This is a genomic window from Veillonellales bacterium (genome assembly GCA_039680175.1).
Taxonomy (GTDB): Bacteria; Bacillota; Negativicutes; order JAAYSF01; family JAAYSF01; genus JBDKTO01.
Genome location: JBDKTO010000024.1, coordinates 15,125 through 34,051, shown reverse-complemented (window position 1 = coordinate 34,051; position 18,927 = coordinate 15,125). Strand labels below are relative to the sequence as shown.

At 46.8% G+C, this 18,927-nt stretch carries 19 protein-coding genes and 1 other annotated feature; of the genes, 15 read left to right on the top strand and 4 right to left on the bottom strand.

The features are described from left to right. Positions 1-208: 208 nt before the first annotated feature. The 7 genes from ABFC84_03810 (at position 209) to ABFC84_03780 (ending at position 6,307) form a co-directional block, all read left to right on the top strand. The gene (locus tag ABFC84_03810; GenBank protein MEN6411878.1) at positions 209-1,108 is read left to right on the top strand and encodes a YegS/Rv2252/BmrU family lipid kinase; all 900 of its coding nucleotides are present in this window, start codon (positions 209-211) and stop codon (positions 1,106-1,108) included. A 44-nt stretch (positions 1,109-1,152) separates the two neighbouring features. Continuing rightward, positions 1,153-2,550, top strand: a complete 1,398-nt coding sequence (locus ABFC84_03805) for an NAD(P)/FAD-dependent oxidoreductase (GenBank protein ID MEN6411877.1) — start codon at positions 1,153-1,155, stop codon at positions 2,548-2,550. Positions 2,551-2,579: 29 nt separating this feature from the next. Beyond that, positions 2,580-3,323, top strand: a complete 744-nt coding sequence (locus tag ABFC84_03800) for an HD domain-containing protein (GenBank protein MEN6411876.1) — start codon at positions 2,580-2,582, stop codon at positions 3,321-3,323. 107 nt (positions 3,324-3,430) lie between these two features. Further along, positions 3,431-4,513: a butyrate kinase gene (gene buk / locus ABFC84_03795; protein ID MEN6411875.1), complete on the top strand. Its 1,083-nt coding sequence runs from the start codon at positions 3,431-3,433 to the stop codon at positions 4,511-4,513. A 102-nt stretch (positions 4,514-4,615) separates the two neighbouring features. Then, entirely contained in the window at positions 4,616-5,203 is a 588-nt protein-coding gene (locus ABFC84_03790; protein ID MEN6411874.1) for a GNAT family N-acetyltransferase, read from the top strand. Between the two features lie 18 nt (positions 5,204-5,221). Next, complete coding sequence (locus tag ABFC84_03785; GenBank protein MEN6411873.1) at positions 5,222-6,127, top strand: phosphate butyryltransferase; 906 nt, start codon at positions 5,222-5,224, stop codon at positions 6,125-6,127. 39 nt (positions 6,128-6,166) lie between these two features. Beyond that, positions 6,167-6,307, top strand: coding sequence for a hypothetical protein (locus ABFC84_03780; GenBank protein MEN6411872.1), 141 nt, complete (start codon positions 6,167-6,169; stop codon positions 6,305-6,307). Positions 6,308-6,353: 46 nt separating this feature from the next. Here the strand turns inward: ABFC84_03780 and ABFC84_03775 are convergent, their stop codons facing one another. After that, positions 6,354-7,586: an LL-diaminopimelate aminotransferase gene (locus ABFC84_03775; protein MEN6411871.1), complete on the bottom strand. Its 1,233-nt coding sequence runs from the start codon at positions 7,584-7,586 to the stop codon at positions 6,354-6,356. A gap of 124 nt (positions 7,587-7,710) precedes the next feature. Between ABFC84_03775 and ABFC84_03770 the strand changes: the two genes are divergently transcribed. The 3 genes from ABFC84_03770 to ABFC84_03760 all read left to right on the top strand — a co-directional run bounded on the left by ABFC84_03770 (position 7,711) and on the right by ABFC84_03760 (position 11,061). Then, the gene (locus ABFC84_03770; protein MEN6411870.1) at positions 7,711-8,562 is read left to right on the top strand and encodes a YitT family protein; all 852 of its coding nucleotides are present in this window, start codon (positions 7,711-7,713) and stop codon (positions 8,560-8,562) included. A 335-nt stretch (positions 8,563-8,897) separates the two neighbouring features. Continuing rightward, the gene (locus tag ABFC84_03765; protein MEN6411869.1) at positions 8,898-10,526 is read left to right on the top strand and encodes an L-lactate permease; all 1,629 of its coding nucleotides are present in this window, start codon (positions 8,898-8,900) and stop codon (positions 10,524-10,526) included. A 238-nt stretch (positions 10,527-10,764) separates the two neighbouring features. Further along, the gene (locus ABFC84_03760) at positions 10,765-11,061 is read left to right on the top strand and encodes a zinc-ribbon domain containing protein (protein MEN6411868.1); all 297 of its coding nucleotides are present in this window, start codon (positions 10,765-10,767) and stop codon (positions 11,059-11,061) included. Between the two features lie 47 nt (positions 11,062-11,108). Here the strand turns inward: ABFC84_03760 and ABFC84_03755 are convergent, their stop codons facing one another. Beyond that, positions 11,109-12,296, bottom strand: coding sequence for an aminotransferase class I/II-fold pyridoxal phosphate-dependent enzyme (locus ABFC84_03755; GenBank protein MEN6411867.1), 1,188 nt, complete (start codon positions 12,294-12,296; stop codon positions 11,109-11,111). Next, positions 12,293-12,772: an Lrp/AsnC family transcriptional regulator gene (locus ABFC84_03750; GenBank protein ID MEN6411866.1), complete on the bottom strand. Its 480-nt coding sequence runs from the start codon at positions 12,770-12,772 to the stop codon at positions 12,293-12,295. The genes ABFC84_03755 and ABFC84_03750 overlap by 4 nt, the downstream gene beginning before the upstream one ends. 48 nt (positions 12,773-12,820) lie before the next feature. Then, positions 12,821-13,040, bottom strand: a binding site (T-box leader). Positions 13,041-13,441: 401 nt separating this feature from the next. Between ABFC84_03750 and ABFC84_03745 the strand changes: the two genes are divergently transcribed. Both ABFC84_03745 and ABFC84_03740 read left to right on the top strand, forming a co-directional pair. Continuing rightward, positions 13,442-14,860 carry an ammonium transporter gene (locus tag ABFC84_03745; GenBank protein MEN6411865.1) on the top strand — a complete coding sequence of 473 codons (1,419 nt, stop codon included), beginning with the start codon at positions 13,442-13,444 and terminating at the stop codon, positions 14,858-14,860. Positions 14,861-14,903: 43 nt separating this feature from the next. Further along, positions 14,904-15,266, top strand: a complete 363-nt coding sequence (locus ABFC84_03740; GenBank protein MEN6411864.1) for a P-II family nitrogen regulator — start codon at positions 14,904-14,906, stop codon at positions 15,264-15,266. 37 nt (positions 15,267-15,303) lie between these two features. On the opposite strand, the gene ABFC84_03735 is transcribed toward ABFC84_03740, so the two are convergent. Beyond that, positions 15,304-16,425, bottom strand: a complete 1,122-nt coding sequence (locus ABFC84_03735) for an HD-GYP domain-containing protein (protein ID MEN6411863.1) — start codon at positions 16,423-16,425, stop codon at positions 15,304-15,306. A gap of 188 nt (positions 16,426-16,613) precedes the next feature. On the opposite strand from ABFC84_03735, the gene ABFC84_03730 reads away from it, so the two are divergent. The 3 genes from ABFC84_03730 to speD all read left to right on the top strand — a co-directional run bounded on the left by ABFC84_03730 (position 16,614) and on the right by speD (position 18,927). Then, positions 16,614-16,982 (top strand): response regulator, encoded by a 369-nt coding sequence (locus ABFC84_03730; protein ID MEN6411862.1) that lies wholly within the window; start codon positions 16,614-16,616, stop codon positions 16,980-16,982. A 48-nt stretch (positions 16,983-17,030) separates the two neighbouring features. After that, positions 17,031-17,918, top strand: coding sequence for a hypothetical protein (locus tag ABFC84_03725; protein MEN6411861.1), 888 nt, complete (start codon positions 17,031-17,033; stop codon positions 17,916-17,918). A gap of 196 nt (positions 17,919-18,114) precedes the next feature. Beyond that, on the top strand, positions 18,115-18,927 hold the full coding sequence (gene speD / locus ABFC84_03720) for an adenosylmethionine decarboxylase (GenBank protein ID MEN6411860.1): 813 nt from the start codon (positions 18,115-18,117) through the stop codon (positions 18,925-18,927).

Sequence of the window (18,927 nt, the reverse complement as noted above, 5' to 3'; positions counted from 1 at the left end):
CGGTTTTGATGATGATTCTTCTACTTGTTTATAACTAAATCCGCCCGCCAAACGACGTTACTGCAAGCGTTTGCTTCTGCAGTGGCGTCGTTTGTTTTATAAGTGGAACAATAATGACGAATAACGGGACCTGGCACAAATCAATCTTTTTCATATATAATAAGAGTTGGAGTTATAGTAATGATGAAAGAAGCGGGAGTGCAATTTTATGAAGCAGTTTTTATTGGTTTATAATCCCCTGTCAGGCGACGCTTATTTTAAATATAAGCTGGATGAGGTCGTGCAGCAGTTTCAGCGTCGGGGCTGTTTGGTTACGCCCGTGCGTACCGAGCGTAAGGAGGATACGAACAGTTTGGTTTTGTTAGCGAAGGAAATTAGCGCCGACGGGATTATTATTTCCGGCGGCGACGGAACGGTACACGAAGTAATGAATGCTATGCTGGAACTTTCTATTGATGTTCCGGTGGGGATTATTCCCAGTGGAACGAGTAATGATTTTGCAACTTATTTGAAACTGAGCCGGGATTTAAAGCAGTGTGCAGAAGTGATAGCCAGGGGTGAGGTGCGGGACGTAGATATCGGCATGGTGAATAATAAATACTTTATTAATGTCGCCAGTGCCGGGCTTTTAACCGGCGTGGCTCATACGGCGGACACCTTATTGAAAAATACCCTGGGAAAAGTGGCTTATTATCTAAAAGGCATTGAAGAGCTGCCCAGCTTCCGGGCGCTGCCGATGAAAATTACTGCCGACGGGCAGGTGTTGGAAGATGATGTATTTTTGTTTCTGGTAATGAACAGTGGCGTGGTAGGGAGTTTTCCCAATCTTGTACCTAATGCTGCCATTGATGATGGCAAGCTGGATCTGCTCATTGTGAACCGTTGCCGGCTGCCGGAATTAATGCGGCTGTTTATTTGCCTGCTGACAGGCAATCATCTGAATCAAAAAAATGTTACTTATATTCAGGCAAGAGAGATTACCATTGAATCCCCGGAAGATTTGGACAGCGATTTAGACGGAGAACTGGGACCTAAATTACCATTGAAGATAATGGCAGTGTCGCACCGTATCCGGGTGTTTTGCAGCAGGAGCAATGCTGCGAAATAATCATCAAAGTATTAGAGCATTTTAATGAAAAGGGGTTTTGCAAAGTGGCTAGTGAATATGATGTGGCGATCATCGGCGGGGGACCTGCCGGGATTTTTACAGCCTATGAATTGATTGCCGGTGGCTGCGGCGCCAGGGTAGTTATGCTTGAAACCGGTCATGACATTTATCGGCGAAAGTGCCCGATTGGCGAGAAAAAGGCAGACCACTGCCTGAACTGCAAGCCTTGCAGCATTATGCGCGGCTTTGGCGGCGCCGGGGCTTTTTCCGATGGGAAATATAATTTTACGACTGAATTTGGCGGCTGGTTAAATGAATATCTGCCGAAAAAAACAGTGGAAGAGCTGATTGATTATGTAGATGAAATCAACTGCCAATACGGTGCCCCGGCTGAATATTTCACCACAAAAAACTGCACTATCGGCAAACAGGCTCTGGCTTATGATATCCATTTGCTGCAGGCCAAAGTCCGGCATCTGGGGACGGAAAATAATTTAAAGATTATGGAGCAAATTTACGAGTTTTTAAAAGATAAAATCACCTTTTTGTTTGATTCCACGGTTGAACGGATTCGGCCCCACGGCGCTGAATTTCAGCTGGAGGTAAAAGGTGAGTCCAAGCCGATTACCTGCAGCTACCTGATTGCAGCTCCCGGTCGGTCCGGTTCGGAATGGTTTGCCGGCCAATGCAGGGAACTGGGGCTGCCGCTGTTTAACAATCAGGTTGACGTGGGTGTGCGAGTTGAAATTCCCGCCGAGGTTTTTCAGCATATTACCGATGAGGTCTATGAAGCCAAGCTGGTGTATCGTACCAAGCAATACGGGGATTTAGTACGAACGTTTTGCATGAATCCCAAGGGTTATGTGGTTGCAGAGAATACCGACGGGATTATAACCGTCAACGGGCATAGCTTCCGGGATGAAAAGCTGCAAAGTAAGAATACAAACTTTGCCTTATTGGTGAGTAATAAATTTACCGAACCCTTTAATGAACCCCATCAATATGGCAAACGAATCGCTTCTTTTTCCAATATGCTGGGGGGCGGCGTTCTGCTGCAGCGTTTCGGTGATTTAATCAAAGGACGGCGAACCAATGAACATCGGCTGGCGAAAAGTTTTACCAAGCCTACCCTCCAGGCGACTCCCGGTGATTTAAGCTTAGTGTTGTCAAAGCGGCATTTGGATAATATTATCGAAATGATTTATGCTTTGAATAATATAGCACCGGGTCTGACTAACGATGATACGCTGCTTTATGGCGTGGAAGTTAAATTTTATAGTTCCCGCTTAAAGTTAACCGGTCAATTGGAGACGGAGATTCCCAACATGTTTGCCATTGGCGACGGGGCCGGCATTACCCGTGGATTATCCCAGGCCAGCGCCAGCGGTGTTCATGTGGCCCGCATTGTTGGCGAACGGTTACGCAGTAAGAACCTGAAATAGTGGTAATTTCCAACCGAGGTGAAAAGTTTTTGTTGAAACAGGCAGAAATTGCAGAACTACAGAAGTGGTTTACTGAATATGTTCATTCTTTTTATTCCGCCGATCCGGATGTGCAAGAACATATCTTGCTGAAAGAACAGCATACCCGGCAGGTGGTGGAAAACAGCCGGGATTTGTCCCGGCAATTGGGACTGGATGCCCCGGAACAGCAATTAGCGGAACTAATTGGTTTATTCCATGATGTCGGGCGGTTTAAGCAATATTCGGTGTATCGTACTTTTGTGGATAGTCAGTCAGAGGATCACGCCGCCTTGGGATTGAAGGAAATTGCCGGCCTTACTCTGCTCAATGGTTTATCACTTAAGGAGCGGCAGTATTTTAATTTTGCCATTGGCTGCCATAATAAGATAGAAATTCCTCCCCGGGCTGCCGCCGGGCAGCGGCTGTTTGCCAAGATTATCCGGGATGCGGACAAATTGGATGTGTTTCGGGTATTGTCGGCCTATTTGATGCCGCCGGTCGGCGATGGAGTTTCTCCGGCGATTTTGCGTGACTTTTTGCAGGGTCGCCAATGTAATTTTACGGATGTAAGAACGGTCGACGACCGGAAGCTGGTACGATTATCCTGGATTTATGATGTAAATTATTCTTGGACGCTGCGGCATATTATGGATAAAAATTACGTAGAACAGATTTTGACATGCCTGCCGGATACGCCGGAAATAAAACAGGCCGAGAATCGCTTATCGTCGTATATTGCCGCCAAGCTGTAAGGCATTTTCGCCTTGGAGGGGCAAGCAAGCCGGAAGTTACATACTAGACTACCAACTGCCATATAAGCTGATAAGGAGCAGTGCTCGGTCATTGGAGGAGGTATAATATGAAACAATCGGATAATAAAGAAGAAATACTGGTAATCAATCCGGGAACGACGTCCACGAAGTTTGCAGTCTATAGCGGAGAAGAATTAGTATTTAAACAAATAGAAGAACATGCGGCCGCTGAAACAGAAAAATTTGAGCGGCTCATTGATCAGTGCCAGTATCGCCTGGATTTTATTTTAGCGGCGCTGCAGGAACGGGGCATTGCGCTAAGCGTATTTAAAGCCGTTGTGGGACGGGGCGGGTTGCTGAAACCGTTGAAGGGCGGAACCTATAGGGTGAATCAGCTGATGCTGCAGGATTTAAGAAAGGCGGAGTGGGGAGAGCATGTTGCTAATTTAGGGGCAATTATGGCCTATGCTTTGGCACAGCATTTACAGATACCGGCTTTTGTTGTCGATCCGGTTTCTGTTGACGAACTGGAACCGGTGGCACGTATATCCGGCTTGCCGGATTTGGAACGGGTCAGCTTGTCCCATGCCCTGAATATGAAAGCCGTTGCCCGCAAGGCGGCCGGGGTAATCGGCAGAAGCTATCAGGAGGTTAATTTTATCGTGGCTCATTTGGGAACCGGTATTTCGGTTTCCGCCCACCAGCATGGCCGGATGATCGATGTGAATAATGCTATGGACGAAGGGCCGCTTTCGCCGGATCGCTGTGGCGGGCTGCCGGCCAAACAATTAGTGAAACTTTGCTATTCCGGTAAATACACTTGTGATGAATTAGAGGATAAACTAGCCGGCCAGGGTGGAATTTATGCCTATATTGGGACGAAGAATATCCGGGAAGTAGAGAAACTGGCCGGGCAGGGTGAGAAACAAGCGGAACTGGTACTGGCGGCGCTGGTTTATCAGGTCGCCAAGGAAATCGGGTCGATGGCGGCGGTATTGACCGGGGCGGTGGATCAAATCATCCTGACCGGGGGGATCGCTTATTCTTCCCGTATCGTATCCGATATAAAAGCCCGGGTTCAGTTTATTGCGCCGATTATGGTGATCCCCGGTGAGGAAGAGTTGGAAGCGCTGGCTTTGGGAGCGCTGCGGGTGCTTCGCAATGAAGAAAGGGCGCAGGTTTATTGCTGAGACGGTATTCCGCTGTACAAAAAGTATGGCGGAGTATTTTCATAGCGGACGGAAGATTTTACCTGTTTGATGAATAAGAATGCTGGTGAAGGAGGGAGCGATATGGAAGTGATCTATCGTGAGGCCCGGCAGGAAGAGTGCTTGGAATTGGCTCGCGGGATTAACGCCACTGCCGGCGGAATATTAGACTTTTTATACGAAAATTTGATGCCGTGTTTTTCCACGGAACAGCTGGTTGCCCAGTCATTGGCTGACGGGAAGCGGTATGATTCCTATAAAAGTATTACTGTTGCCGAATGCAGCGGAAAGGTGGCGGGATTGGTTAGTTCCTATCCGGCCAGCTGCCATGGGGTCGATTCGGCAATGAAAGAATTTTTTCCGCCGGAACGGCTGGCGGTATTATATAATTTTTATAATTCCCGGGTGGAAGACAGCTATTATCTCAGTGCTATTTTTGTCAGTCCCCGGTTTCGCAATCAGGGGATAGGCAGCCGCTTGATTGACCTGACCAAAGAAAAGGCGCGGCAGCAAGGGTATTACCAGCTTAGTCTGCTGGTATTGGCGGATAATGAAACGGCTCTCAGGGTATACCGGCAAAACGGCTTTCGTCCGGTGCAGCCGGTGGCGATTGAAGAGCAGCCGCTCATACCTCATACCAAGGGCGCTTTGTTATTGGTTAGCGATATATAACAGGGAAGAGGGGATGCAATGAAAAGTTTTCAGGATGTTTTAACAGCCGCCCGCGCTGTTCCGGCTTGCAAAATTGCCGTAGCCGCGGCGGAAGATGATCATGTGCTGGCAGCGATCAGCGAAGCTCAGCAAAACGGCATTGCTCAGGCTATTCTGGTCGGCAATCAGGAGAAGATCACAGCAATCGCCTCTCGCAGGGGAATTGACACGGGGTCCTTTACTATTATTGACGAGCCGAATCCCAGGGCTGCCGCTTTAAAAGCAGTGGAGCTGGTCAGCGCCGGTAAAGCCCAGATTGTCATGAAGGGGTTGATTTCTACCGCCGATATGATGCGGGCAGGGCTGAATAAAGAAGTGGGGCTGCGGGTTGGCAGAAATGTCATTTCTCATGTGGCGGTCATGGAGATTCCCGGGTTTGACCGGCTGATACTGCTGACGGATGCGGCAATGAACGTGGCACCTGATTTGCCGCAAAAAGTCCAGATTCTGCAGAATGCTGTAAAAGTGGCCCATTCCTTGGGAATTCCTTGTCCCAGAGTCGCCTGCCTGGCGGCAGTGGAAGTAGTTAACAGCGGTATGCCGGCTTGCGTCGACGGGGCGATTCTGGCTAAAATGGCGGAACGGGGTCAGATCAAAGGTTGTGTTGTTGACGGCCCCCTGGCTTTTGATAATGCTGTCAGTCTTGAAGCGGCTCGTCATAAAGGAATCAACAGCCCGGTAGCCGGACAGGCGGATATTCTTCTGGTGCCGGAATTGGTGTCCGGCAATATTTTGTATAAGGCTGCTACCTATTTTGCCAGAGGAGCGATTGCCGGGGTTATCGCCGGCGCCAAGGCCCCGATTATCCTGACATCCCGTGCCGATTCCGCCAGGGATAAGCTGTATTCCATTGCCTTGGCTGTTATGGCGGTCCAGGGAGAATAATAGGGAAGCTTGTTTTAGTAACAATGAGGGGGAATTTCGATGGCCAAGTCAAAACGGACACCGCCGGACAAACAGCCCAGAGTAAGGATTCTCTTAGGCGGAGTCGCTTTCGCGGTTATCTGTACGTTGTTATTCTTTGTGATTATGATTGTTATCAGTTCGGCGACAGTCCATCCATAGCATAAGAAAAGGCCTGGTTCCTTTGGAATCAGACCTTCGGTATTTTTTAAATGCTTAATTTGTGCTTAATTCTGTCAACGGCTTCTTCTGTATTCTCCCGGTTGCCAAAAGCAGTCAGACGGAAGTAGCCTTCGCCGGCGGGGCCGAAGCCGGTGCCGGGAGTGCCGACGATGTGGACATCGGTCAGCAGTTTATCGAAGAAGGACCAGGAATCCATATTGTTCGGCGTTTTCAGCCAAATGTAAGGGGCATTGACGCCGCCGAATACCTGCAGACCGATACTGACCAGTCCTTCGCGGATGATTTTGGCGTTTGTCATGTAATAATCCACCAGAGCTTTAATCTGCTGCTGGCCTTCCGGCGAATAAACCGCCTCCGCGCCTCTTTGGACAATGTAAGGAACGCCGTTGAATTTAGTGGTTTGACGGCGGTTCCATAATTTATTAAGGGGATGCTTGTCGCCTTTGGCGGTAGCGGCCAGAACCGTTTTGGGCACTACGGTAAAAGCGCAGCGGGTGCCGGTGAAGCCGGCGTTTTTGGAAAAAGAGCGGAATTCAATGGCGACTTCTTTGGCTCCTTCGATTTCATAGATACTGTGGGGAACAGACGCTTCCCGGATATACGATTCGTAGGCGGCGTCATAGAGAATAACGGCCTCATTTTCTCTGGCGTAATCCACCCATTTTTTTAAATCCGTTCTGGTTAAGGTCGTGCCGGTTGGGTTATTGGGAACACAAAGATAAATCATGTCGACTTTTTCTCTTGGTAATGCCGGTTTAAACTGATTTTCCCCATTACATACCAGATAGGTGACATTGCCAAACTTGCCATTTGCCAATTCACCGGTTCGGCCGGCCATCACATTGGTATCCAAATAAACCGGATATACCGGGTCGGTAATGGCTACTTTATTAGTAACACTGAAAATTTCCTGAATATTTCCCACATCGCTTTTGGAACCGTCGCTGACAAAAATTTCATCTGTTTCCAGTTGAATGCCCCGGGGCAGATAATCGGTGGCAATGATTTTTTCAATCAGAAATTGATAACCCTGTTCCGGACCGTAGCCGCGAAACGTTTCTTCTTTAGCCATTTCATCCACTGCAGCATGCAGTCCGTCAATGACGGCAGGGGGCAGCGGCCGGGTTACATCGCCGATTCCCAGGCGGATGATATTGGCCGCGGGATTATCCTGTTTAAACTTGGTTACCCGCCGCGCTATTTCGGCAAATAAATAGCTTCCCGGAAGTTTCAAGTAGTTTTCGTTCAGTAGAGCCATAGGATATAAAACTCCCTTCAAATTACTTCGTTACTAGAAAATAATTATACAACGAATCGAGAGGAGAAACAACAGCAATTGCCGTATAGAAAAAATAGAAAAGGAATTGGTCAGGAGGTATGATATGCGTCAAAAAATAGTGCAGTATTTGGTTGTCGGCCTGGGATGCCTGATCAGTGGGTGTTCGATAAATCTCTTTCTTGTGCCCCACCATTTATTAAGCGGCGGGGTCAGCGGCATCGCAATCATTTTTTATTATTTATTCAAATTACCAATTGGACTGCAAATATTTCTCATGAATATCCCCCTGCTTTATGCTGCCTACCGGTTGCTGGGCAGAGACTATACGATAATAACAATTTATGGGACGATCTGCTTTTCCTTGGCGGTGGATGGGACCCGGTTTTTGTCAAATACCAGTCTGTTGAGTGATTCTCTGCTTGCCGCATTGACAGGGGGAGTTCTCAGCGGTATCGGCAGCGGGCTGATTTTTCGCGTGAATGGCAGCGGCGGCGGCTTGGATATCGTTGCCGGTATCATCAAAAAATATTATTCATTGAATGTAGGAATTGTCGGGTTTGGTTTTAATTGTGTGATTATGCTGGTTGCCGCGGCTTTGTTTGGTTTTAGTTTAGCGGTTTTGACTTTAATTGCGATGTTTGTCGGTGCCAGTATTACGGATAAGGTTGTTGAAGGTTTCAACAATAAGAAAACTATTTTTATTGTTTCCTATAAATCAGAGGAAATTGTAAAAGCCATTTTAAAAGAGGTGGGCCGGGGAGCCACGCTTTTAAAAGGAGAAGGGGCTTTCACCCGTCAAAATAAACAGGTAGTATTCGTTGTTGTCAGTCTTACGCAGATTGCTAAGATTAAAGAACTGGTACAGGTTTCCGATCCCCAGGCTTTTATGATTGTTCACGATGCGGTGGAAGTATTAGGCCGTGGTTTTACCCTGCCGGGAACAAAGAGTCTTTAGACGGCAAGTGCGCAAGGCGGGAGCCATTTAAAAGCAGGAACCCGCTTCTGCCGATAATATGCGACAAAGGTTTCCGGCAAAGACTAAAAGTCTTTTTTTAGCCAAAATGTAAAAATAAAATAAAAAAATGAAAGGATATTTAGAAATTTCGGAGAATTCTACAATATGGGTTCTGTGATGAAATCATAAGCAGAGGGCATAAGGAAAGGCTCAATAAAAATAAAGAGAAAATAAAAAGAAGAAGCCGACCTTGTGTGCGGAAATTGCTGTAAAAAAGGGGGGGAAGGTAAGCAAGTCTAATTTGATTTGATTGTTCAAATAAATAAGGGGGGAAAATGTTGGACGCTTTAATTGCTTCATTACCGATAATAGTTATGCTGATCGGTCTGCCGATTCTGATGAAGCCGGCAGTTAAGGTTGCGCCTGTTGCTTGGGTAGTGACCGTTTTAGTTGCAATATTTTATTTCGGATTTCCGGCGCAGGCAACTTTGCTGGCTGCTGTGCAGGGTGCCATAACCGGTATATTCCCGATCATGTATATTCCCTTTGGGGCAATTGTTATTTATAATGTTTTGAAGGCTACCGGCTGGATGGACAAACTGCAGAATTGCATGTCTTCGCTGACCAGCGACCGTCGGGCTCAGGCTCTTTTGATTGGTTATGGTTTCAGCGCATTTTTGGAAGGTATCTGCGGCTTTGGTTCGCCGGTTGCTATTCCGGCCAGTATCTTGGTCGGTTTGGGCTACGACCCGATGATGGCCGCTCTGGTCTGCCTGGTAGCTAATACCGGACCAGTGCCTTTCGGTTCTCTGTCAATTCCAACGAATACTCTGGCTCTTACCACCGGCCTTGATTTCGTAAAGCTGTCGCAAATGGGCGGACGTATTATGCCGATCATGGCATTTATTATGACATTTGCCAGTGTCTACGTCATGTCCGGTGTTAAAGGAATGAAGGGTATTATACCGGGAATTTTGATTACCGGTCTCAGTTTTTCTGTTGTCCAGTTCGTTATTTGTAATACTATTGATTCCACCCTGGCTACTATTTTAGGTGCGTTGGCTTGTTTAGCCGCATTGTCAATCTATCTGTATAACCTAAAAACAGAAACCGTATGGGTGTTCCCGGGTGAAACCGCACCCGATGGAATGGGACCGAAAAACATCGATTTCAAAGAAATGGGACTATCTTGGCTGCCGTATATCCTGTTGACAATCTTCATCCTTGGTGTTAATTTGCCGTCAACGGCGCCGATTATTTCCGGCAAGGCTCCAGGGTTTAGCGCCTTGATGGTAAAATTCCAAATTTATAACCCGGGGAAACTGTATGCGTTCTCCTGGCTGCAAAGTCCTGGTACGATTGTGTTGATTGCCGGGATAGTTGCCTTCCAGTTCATGGGAATTCGTTTTTCCGAATTTACGAAACAGTTTGGTGTTACGGTAAAACAGATGATGCCGGCTTTTATTACTGTTGCCTGCATCTTGTCCATTTCCGAAGTGATGAATATGGCCATGCCAATTATTGATCCCAAGACGAAAGCCGTAGTTTGGGCAACTGCCACGGGAGCGGCCCAAAAATCAATGATTGCTGTTATGGCACAAAGTCTGGTGGAGACGGTGAACCAGCAGGTCATGCCGTTCCTCAGTCCACTGATCGGTGCTTTGGGCGTATTTATTACCGGCAGTGCTACCTCGTCTAACGCTTTGTTCGGTAATTTGGAAAAATTGACTGCCCAAGGTCTGGGACTTTCCGATATCCTGATGGCAACCGGCGGCAACGTTGGTGCTACGGCTGGGAAGATGATTTCACCGCAGAGCATCGTTATTGCCGCTACCGCTGTGGGACTGATGGGCAAAGAAGGTTTGATCATGCGTCAAACCATTAAATTTGCGATTCCTTATGCCATATTACTGGGCATCATTGTCTGGCTGTATGCTTTCGTATTTACCGGCTTGGTGCCGTAAAAAGCTATGTTTGTCCTTACAGCGCCCACAAAAAGTGGGCGCTGTATTATTTTGATATTATTTTTACAAATTTGCTTTACTTTTTGATTAGAGGATAGTATCATAAGACTAGCCCAATTAAATAGGTCTAGTGTGGTTATGTCGTTTATCCTTCTTAATCTGTTTTCCGGTAAGGGAGGTCAATAAAGGTAAATCCCTAAACTATTTTGGGCAAATCAAATCGAGGAGGATTTATCTTATGTTTGAAGACAAAACTTTGACCTGTCGTGATTGTGGCGTGGATTTTATTTTTTCTGCTTCCGAACAAGAATTTTACGCTGAAAAAGGGTTCACCAATGAACCTGGCCGCTGTCCTGAATGCCGTGCAGCCCGTAAACAAAACAATGGCGGCCGTGGCGGTGCTCGTCCCCAGCGGGAAATGCATGAAGCTGTATGCGCAGATTGTGGTGTAACGACTCAGGTTCCTTTCCGTCCAAGCGGTGACCGTCCTGTTTATTGCCGCGACTGCTTCAGCAAACATAACAACCGTTATTAATTTAAACAGTAAAAGCCCTTCTGCTTTAGCAGAAGGGCTTTTGGATTTTAAACAATTTGTTGTTTTGGTTGATTTAGTTTTTCGATAAAGCGGTGGATACGTTCCAGGGCCTCGGCCAATTTGTCGGCGGAAGTAGCGTAGGAACAGCGGACAAAGCCTTCACCGCTGGTGCCGAAGGCATCGCCGGGGACTAGCGCTATCTTTTCAGTCCGCAGCAATTGTTCGGCGAATTCCAATGAGGAAAGGCCGGTATGCTTGATGGAAGGGAAGATATAGAAGGCTCCTTTTGGTTCGAAACAAGGCAGTCCAATACTGCGGAATCCCTCCACCATCAGGCGGCGGCGGTTATTGTATTCGGTAACCATTTTTTGCATGCTTTTTTCGCCATGGCGCAATGCTTCAATCGCTGCGACCTGAGCGGTAACAGGCGCGCACAGCATAGTATATTGGTGGATTTTCGTCATAGCGGCAATGAAGTCAGGATTGGACAGGGCATAACCGATACGCCAGCCGGTCATGGCATAAGCTTTGGAAAATCCATTGAGCAGGATGGTGCGGTCCCGCATGCCCGGCAGACTGGAAAAACAAATGTGGCTGCCTTCGTAGGTAAGATCACCGTAAATTTCATCCGATACGGCAATTAAATCATGTTTTTCCACAAAACGGGCGATCTTTTCCAGTTCGCTGCGGGGCATAATGGCGCCGGTGGGATTGTTGGGATAGCCTAAGATAATGGCTTTTGTGCGAGAGGTTACTAATTTTTCCAGGTCGGCGACTTTAACCCGGAATTCATTTTCCATATAGGTTGGCACCGGAACCGGGTTGCCACCTGCCAGGGTTGCACAGGCTTTATAGGAGACGTAGCAGGGTTCGGGGATCAACACTTCATCTCCGGGGCTGAGAATAGCCCGCATGGCTAAATCCAAGGCCTCGCTGACGCCGACGCTTACTAAAACCTCTTTGCGGGGATCATAGGATACCTTATGTTTTGCGGCAATAAGCCGGGCGATTTCTTCCCGCAGTTCCAGCAGGCCGAAATTCGAGGTATAAGCGGTATAACCGCAGTGCAATCCGTGGACACAGCTTTCTCGGATATGCCAGGGAGTAACGAAATCAGGTTCGCCTACTCCCAAGGAGATTACACCCTTCATTTCGGCGGCGATATCAAAAAAACGCCGGATACCCGAGGGAGGAATGGAGTTGACGACCGGGGATATGCGTGCAGACCAGTTCATGGCGACACCACCAATCGGCGATCTTGTTCCGGATTATTGAGGATAATGCCTTCTTCTTTGAACTTTTTTAGCATGAAGTGAGTAGTGGTGCTAATCACTCCTTCAATCGTTGCCAGTCTGGTGGCGACGAAATGGGCCACTTCTTTTAGTGTCGAGCCTTCGATGATCGCCAGCAGATCATAGGCGCCGGACATTAAATACAGGCTGCGGACTTCCGGATAATGATAGATGGATTCGGCAATTGCATTAAAGCCCACTTCCCGCTGGGGCGTGATTTTGACTTCAATGACCGCGGTGACTTTGTCGACACCGGCTTTGTCCCAGTTAATAATGGTATGATATTTTACGATAATGTTTTCTGCTTCTAACTGCTTAATAGTAGTCGTTACTTCTTCTACCGGTTTTCCCAGCATGACTGCCAGTTCTTTTACCGGGAGGGAAGGGTTTTGCTCGAGTAATTCTAATAATTCACGCATTCAATAGCCTCCTTGTAATGTAAAATAAAACAAAAAAATCCCGTCCTGTAAAAGGACGGGATTGATTCCCGCGGTACCACCCAAATTAGCCAATTGGCTCGCTTTTCCCCGCTAACGCCGGAGTGGCGGCAGCACCTACAGCCGGGTTAAGGCTTTCGGCGTTGCAGCTCCAGGGGGGCATTCTATAGCGGTTCTCTTGCCGGTTTTCACCCTATCCGGCTCTCTGCCAAGAGAAGTAACCATATACTATCCCTGTCATTGCCAAAGTATTGAGATGATTTATGATTAGAATATCACATTTATCAGCCTCAGGCAAGAGGTGAAAGTCAAAATTTTCAGATTGAAAATTACTATTGACAGGGAGAAAAATCATCGCTATACTGAATACATATTAAATATTGATTAGGCAATGAAGCCTTTGCTCAAATGAAGCAGAGGCTTTTTACGTCTAAGCAGACAATGGCGTCTTGCAAATGTGATTGCATTTGAGGGACGCTGTTTTTATTTAGCCCAACATAAGGAGGTGAGTCACTATCTGTCAGGTGGGGAAACAGAAATTATTTTTATTTTTTCCAAAGGACCGGGGTTGCCTTGCATTCACTGCCTTTGCCTGGGAGTGATTCACAAAGCACCGCAACCAAAATTAAGCAAGAAAAGGAAGGGATTGAGATGAAAAAACGATGGGCCGTCTTGGGATTATGTTTGATGCTGATGCTGTTGGCAGCACCGCTCGCCTTTGCTGATGATGGAACGGCAGAAGCAGCTGTGGCAGAAGCGGTAAAAATTGATTCCGGTGATACTGCATTTGTTCTTGTCAGCGCCGCTTTGGTTATGATTATGACTCCGGGTCTGGCTTTCTTTTATGGTGGTATGGTTCGTACCAAAAATGCTTTAAGCACGATTATGCAAAGCTTTTTTATTGTAGCACTTATTTCCGTTCAATGGGTACTTTGGGGTTATACTCTGGCTTTTGGTCCTGATGTGAATCATTTTATCGGTGGACTGGATTGGCTGGGACTAAACGGAGTGGGACAGGAAGCAAACGCTGACTATGCCGCAACTATTCCGCATTTGGCATTTATGATATTCCAGGCGATGTTCGCCGTAATTACTCCGGCACTGATTACCGGTTCTTTTGCTGAAAGAATGCGTTTTCCGGCTTTTGTAGCCTTTACCTTAGTTTGGGTAACTGTAGTTTATGATCCTTTCGCTCATTGGATTTGGGGTGTTGGCGGCTGGCTTCGTGATTTAGGAGCTTTAGACTTCGCCGGTGGTACTGTGGTTCATATGTTGTCAGGGGTTTCCGGCTTGGTTGCCTGCATTATGCTGGGCAAGCGCAGTGGTTACGGCAGCCGCCCGATGCTGCCGCATCATTTACCGATGACGGTTTTAGGGGCGGCGCTGTTGTGGTTTGGCTGGTTCGGCTTTAATGCCGGTAGTGCTTTGGGAGCAAATGGATTAGCCGCCAGTGCCTTTGTAGTAACGAATACGGCCGCAGCCGCAGCTGCTGTTTCCTGGGTATTTACCGAATGGCTCCATAACGGTAAACCAACTGTGCTTGGTGCCGCCAGCGGCTGTGTTGCCGGCTTGGTAGCCATTACTCCCGCTTCCGGCTTTGTCAGCACGGTGCCTTCCGTGATTATCGGTTTATTGGCCGGCGTGATCTGCTATACTGCGGTAGCGGTTATGAAACAAAAATTTGGCTATGATGACTCGCTGGATGCTTTTGGTGTTCACGGTATTGGTGGTACCTGGGGTGCTATCGCAACAGGATTGTTTGCTTCGAAAGCAGTTAATCCGGCCGGCGGCGACGGTTTGTTCTTCGGTAATCCGGAACAGTTAACGACCCAATTGATTGCTGTAGCGGCCAGCTGGATTTTTGCCGCAGTGATGACCTTCATAATCATCAAAGGATTAAGCTTGTTTATGAAAGTACGGGCCGACGAAGCGGATGAGTCCACCGGTCTCGACTTGAGCGAACACGGTGAACGCGGTTATGCATATCAGGATTTGGTTACCGGTTCTCCTGTTGGTCATGCCTTGATTGCTCCGGATGAAACGACGGTTACCGAACCGCGGATCGTTTGAAATACATTTCATAATCGGTGTGGGAGGTTAAATCATGCGTAAGATTACTAAAATCGAAATTATTACCCGGCCGGGGAAGCTGGAAGAACTGAAAGAAGCGTTAAATGAAATTGGTGTCGCCGGTATGACGGTAAGTCAGGTGTTTGGCTGCGGCTTAACGAAAGGGCATACCGAAGTCTATCGCGGCCGGGAATACACCATCAACCTGCTTCCGGGGATAAAGGTGGAAACGGTAGTCTGCGAAATACCGGTAGAGAAAGTGATTGAAACGGCTAAACGGGTACTTCGCACCGGGAAAGTCGGCGACGGAAAAATATTTGTTTATCCCATCGAAAATGCGGTTCGAATCCGGACCGGCGAAGAAGGCGATATCGCTATCATCGATCCGAAAGAGGAGGCAAAATAATAGTAAAAACGCTTGAGATTAATCTCAAGCGTTTTTTTTATGAGCTATGAGCTATGTCTCCGGAAATTTGGGATTGCAAAGCATAGACTTCCTTATCGGTCAGCACTTTGTCGATAAATAAAGTTAAATGCTCCAGCATATTCAGTTCTGCCGGCTGGGACAAAAATTGACCGGATGAATCAGTGAGTATGCGGAGCTGGGGCCTTGTGGAAAGTTTAGGTAAAACTTTAGTTACGATGCCGATTTCACCACTGGTTAATCGGACAAAAGTGCCAACGGGATAAGCGGCGATATGACTGAGAAAGACGGACAAGATGTAAGGGTCGAAATGCTGACCGGTTAAAACCATAATCCATTCATACGCTTGGTGAGGGGGCAGGCATTTACGATAAGGACGATCGGCAGTGAGGGCGTCATATACGTCGGCAATAGCCACAATACGGGCAAATTCATGAATATCGTCACCTTGCAGACAGCGGGGATAACCGGTGCCGTTAAATTTTTCATGGTGTTGAAAAGCGATATGGGCAGCCAGTAGCGGAATCGAATCAGTTTGCTGCTGCAAGATGGAAAAGCCATAGCCGGAATGCTGTTTCATGATTGACATTTCGTCCTCGGTTAACCGGCCCGGTTTATTTAAGATTTCCAACGGTACGGACAATTTTCCAACATCATGGAGCATGGCGCCGAGAGCCAGGGTTCGGAGCTGATCGGTATGATAACCAAGGTGCAGGCCGGTAACAACTGCCAGTACACAGACATTCACTGAATGACCGAAGGTATAATCGTCATGAGTGCGAATATCGGTCAGGTGCACCATGGTATGGCGGTTTTGAATGGCTTCATCCACAATCCGGTTAGCCACTTGCTGGAGTTCGCCAATATCAATTCGACATACGGTTTGGAGTTTGCTAAAGGATTGCTTTACTGTGGCGATGGCCTTTACCCTTGTTTCTTCCTGAATGATTTCGGGTGCTTCGATATCAGTCAGTAAGGGATTGTCGACATACACCGAGGCAATGCCCAGCTTCTTTAGACGGCTAATATAGTTCCGGGTGAGTTTGATGCCGACATTGAGCAGTAGCAGACCGTCGGCACTGAATATATTGCGGCTCAGCGTCATGCCGGGTTTTAGATGAGATATGGAAATTCGCTGCATGGTATCCTCCGGAAAGTCGTTATCGGAATATCAACTTCATTATATAAAATTCGCGCTTATTTGTTAATTTCCTTTACATTTTTGGATTTTTTGACAAGAGGATTTTAGAATAATGTGTCGAACTTGTCAAAGAATGTAATTTAGCGAAAAAATGGACCGAAGGGTTTGGAAGGAGACGGCGGAATTAAATGGAAGCTAAAAAAAATACAGTATTGATTTGTGATGATTCCATGTTGGTACGAAAAAAACTAAAAGACATGTTAGTGGGTATGGACTGTGAGGTTTTTGAGGCGGCCAATGGGATTGAGGCGGTAAATGTTTATAAACAGTGCCGGCCGAAAATTGTCTTTATGGATATTATTATGCCGGAAGCAGATGGCTTGGAGGCCTTAAAGAATATCAGGGAATATGATGCTGCTGCCAAGGTGGTCATGCTGTCTTCTACCGGTACATCCGCTAAATTGATCCAAGCCTTAAAAAATGGGGCATACGACTTCATCCAAAAGCCTTATAAGTCAGAACAAATTGCGAAAGTTATTGCATCACTGGATCAATAAACCGGACTGCTGGTAAATGGTAAGTTAACATTAGGGTGGAGGTCGAACATGTTTAATCAATATTTCGGTCAATATTTGTTTAACCAGGGGATTTTAACGGCAGAACAACTGACGGAAGTGCTGACGCATGAACGGGCCGTGCGGTTGAAGCTGGGTGTGCTGGCTGTGAATGCAGGAATTATGACGGCCAGTCAGGTGGAACAAGTGCATGATTTGCAGCGAACAAAGGATAAACGGTTTGGCGAGCTGGCGATTGAACAGGGCTATTTAACCTTGAAGCAGATGGAAGAATTGCTGGAAGTTCAGCAGCGCCGGCAGCTGACATTGAGTCAGGCTATTGTTGATTTAGGGTACCTTAACTTAAGTGAGCTGGAGCAAGTGCTGATAAAATTCAAGGAACAGAGCGGGCTTGCCGCTCAACAGTGGCAATCGCTGCAAGTGTCAGATTATAATGATATCAGCCAGGCGTTGCTGGACTTTTTTTTCGCCGGGGCCATGGGGGAAGTTTATCATAAATATGTGGCACTGCTGCTGCGTAATATCATACGCTTTTTAAATGAGGATCCCTTGCTGATGAATGCCGATGCGCTGGACAGCGTGGTTCTTGATCGGCTGGTATCCCAGGCGGTTTACGGTGAGATGGAACTCTTTACCGGGTTGACGGCAGATGAAGCTACCCTGCTGGGAATAGCGCGCCGCTATAGCGGTGAGGAGCTTATGGTGCTGGATGATTTGGCGCTTGATAGTGTCGCCGAATTTTTAAATGTGATCAATGGAATTTTTTGTGTTAATGCTTCTGACCAAGGAGTCGATTTGGATTTGCAGCCACAGCAGATTTTACGGGAAGAGAAGCTTTCTTTGCGAAAGGGGTACCGGATTTCCATTCGCCTGTCCTTCGGTAAATTGAACTTGATTTTAGCGGCTGGTAAATTGTAGAAGAAATTTACTGCTTTGTTTACGAAATAAGAAGCGCCATTGCACCGCCTAGGCGGTTTGGCGTTTTTTTATTGAAATATCCTGTGCTTTTCGACATATTTTTTGCAGATCAATGCTGCTGACGGTAGAATATCATCCCGATATTGTAGTATATTTATAATGGTGGTCAAAAACGTACAGGAGCAAGGAGAGTCAGATGGAAATTAAGTCAATTAAGAAGCTCAAACTATATGGTTTCAATAATTTAACCAAAACCCTCAGCTTTAATATGTATGATATTTGCTATGCTAAAAGCCCGCAGCACCGTCAAGATTATATCGAATATATTGATGAGGAATACAATGCCGACCGGCTGACCGGTATTTTGGAAGAAGTGGCTCATATTATCGGCGCTAATATCCTGAATATTGCCAAACAGGATTATGATCCCCAGGGGGCCAGTGTGACGATGCTGATTTCAGAGGAGTCAGTGGCGGATACTAAAGCCACAGGGGCGGAGGTTTCTAATGAACCACAGTCCGATGCTGTCGTCGCTCATTTGGATAAAAGTCACATTACGGTACATACTTATCCGGAAAGCCATCCGGATAAAGGAATCAGCACCTTCCGGGCCGATATTGATGTATCCACCTGCGGTGCTATTTCACCGCTGAAGGCGCTGAATTACTTGATTAACAGTTTTAGCGCGGATATTGTTATTATTGATTACCGGGTTCGTGGCTTTACCAGAGATGTGAAAGGCAAGAAGTTCTATATCGATCACAAGATCAATTCTATCCAGAATTATATCGCGCCGGAAACTCACGAATTGTATCAGATGATTGATGTGAATGTTTATCAGGAAAATATTTTTCATACAAAGATGATTTTGAAAGAATTCGATTTGGACAATTATTTGTTCGGTACCGCTAAAAAGGAACTGCTGCCCGGTGAAAAAAAGAAAATCAAGCAGCGGTTAAAGAAGGAAATGGCTGAAATTTTTGCCGGACGGAATATTCCCAAAGTATAA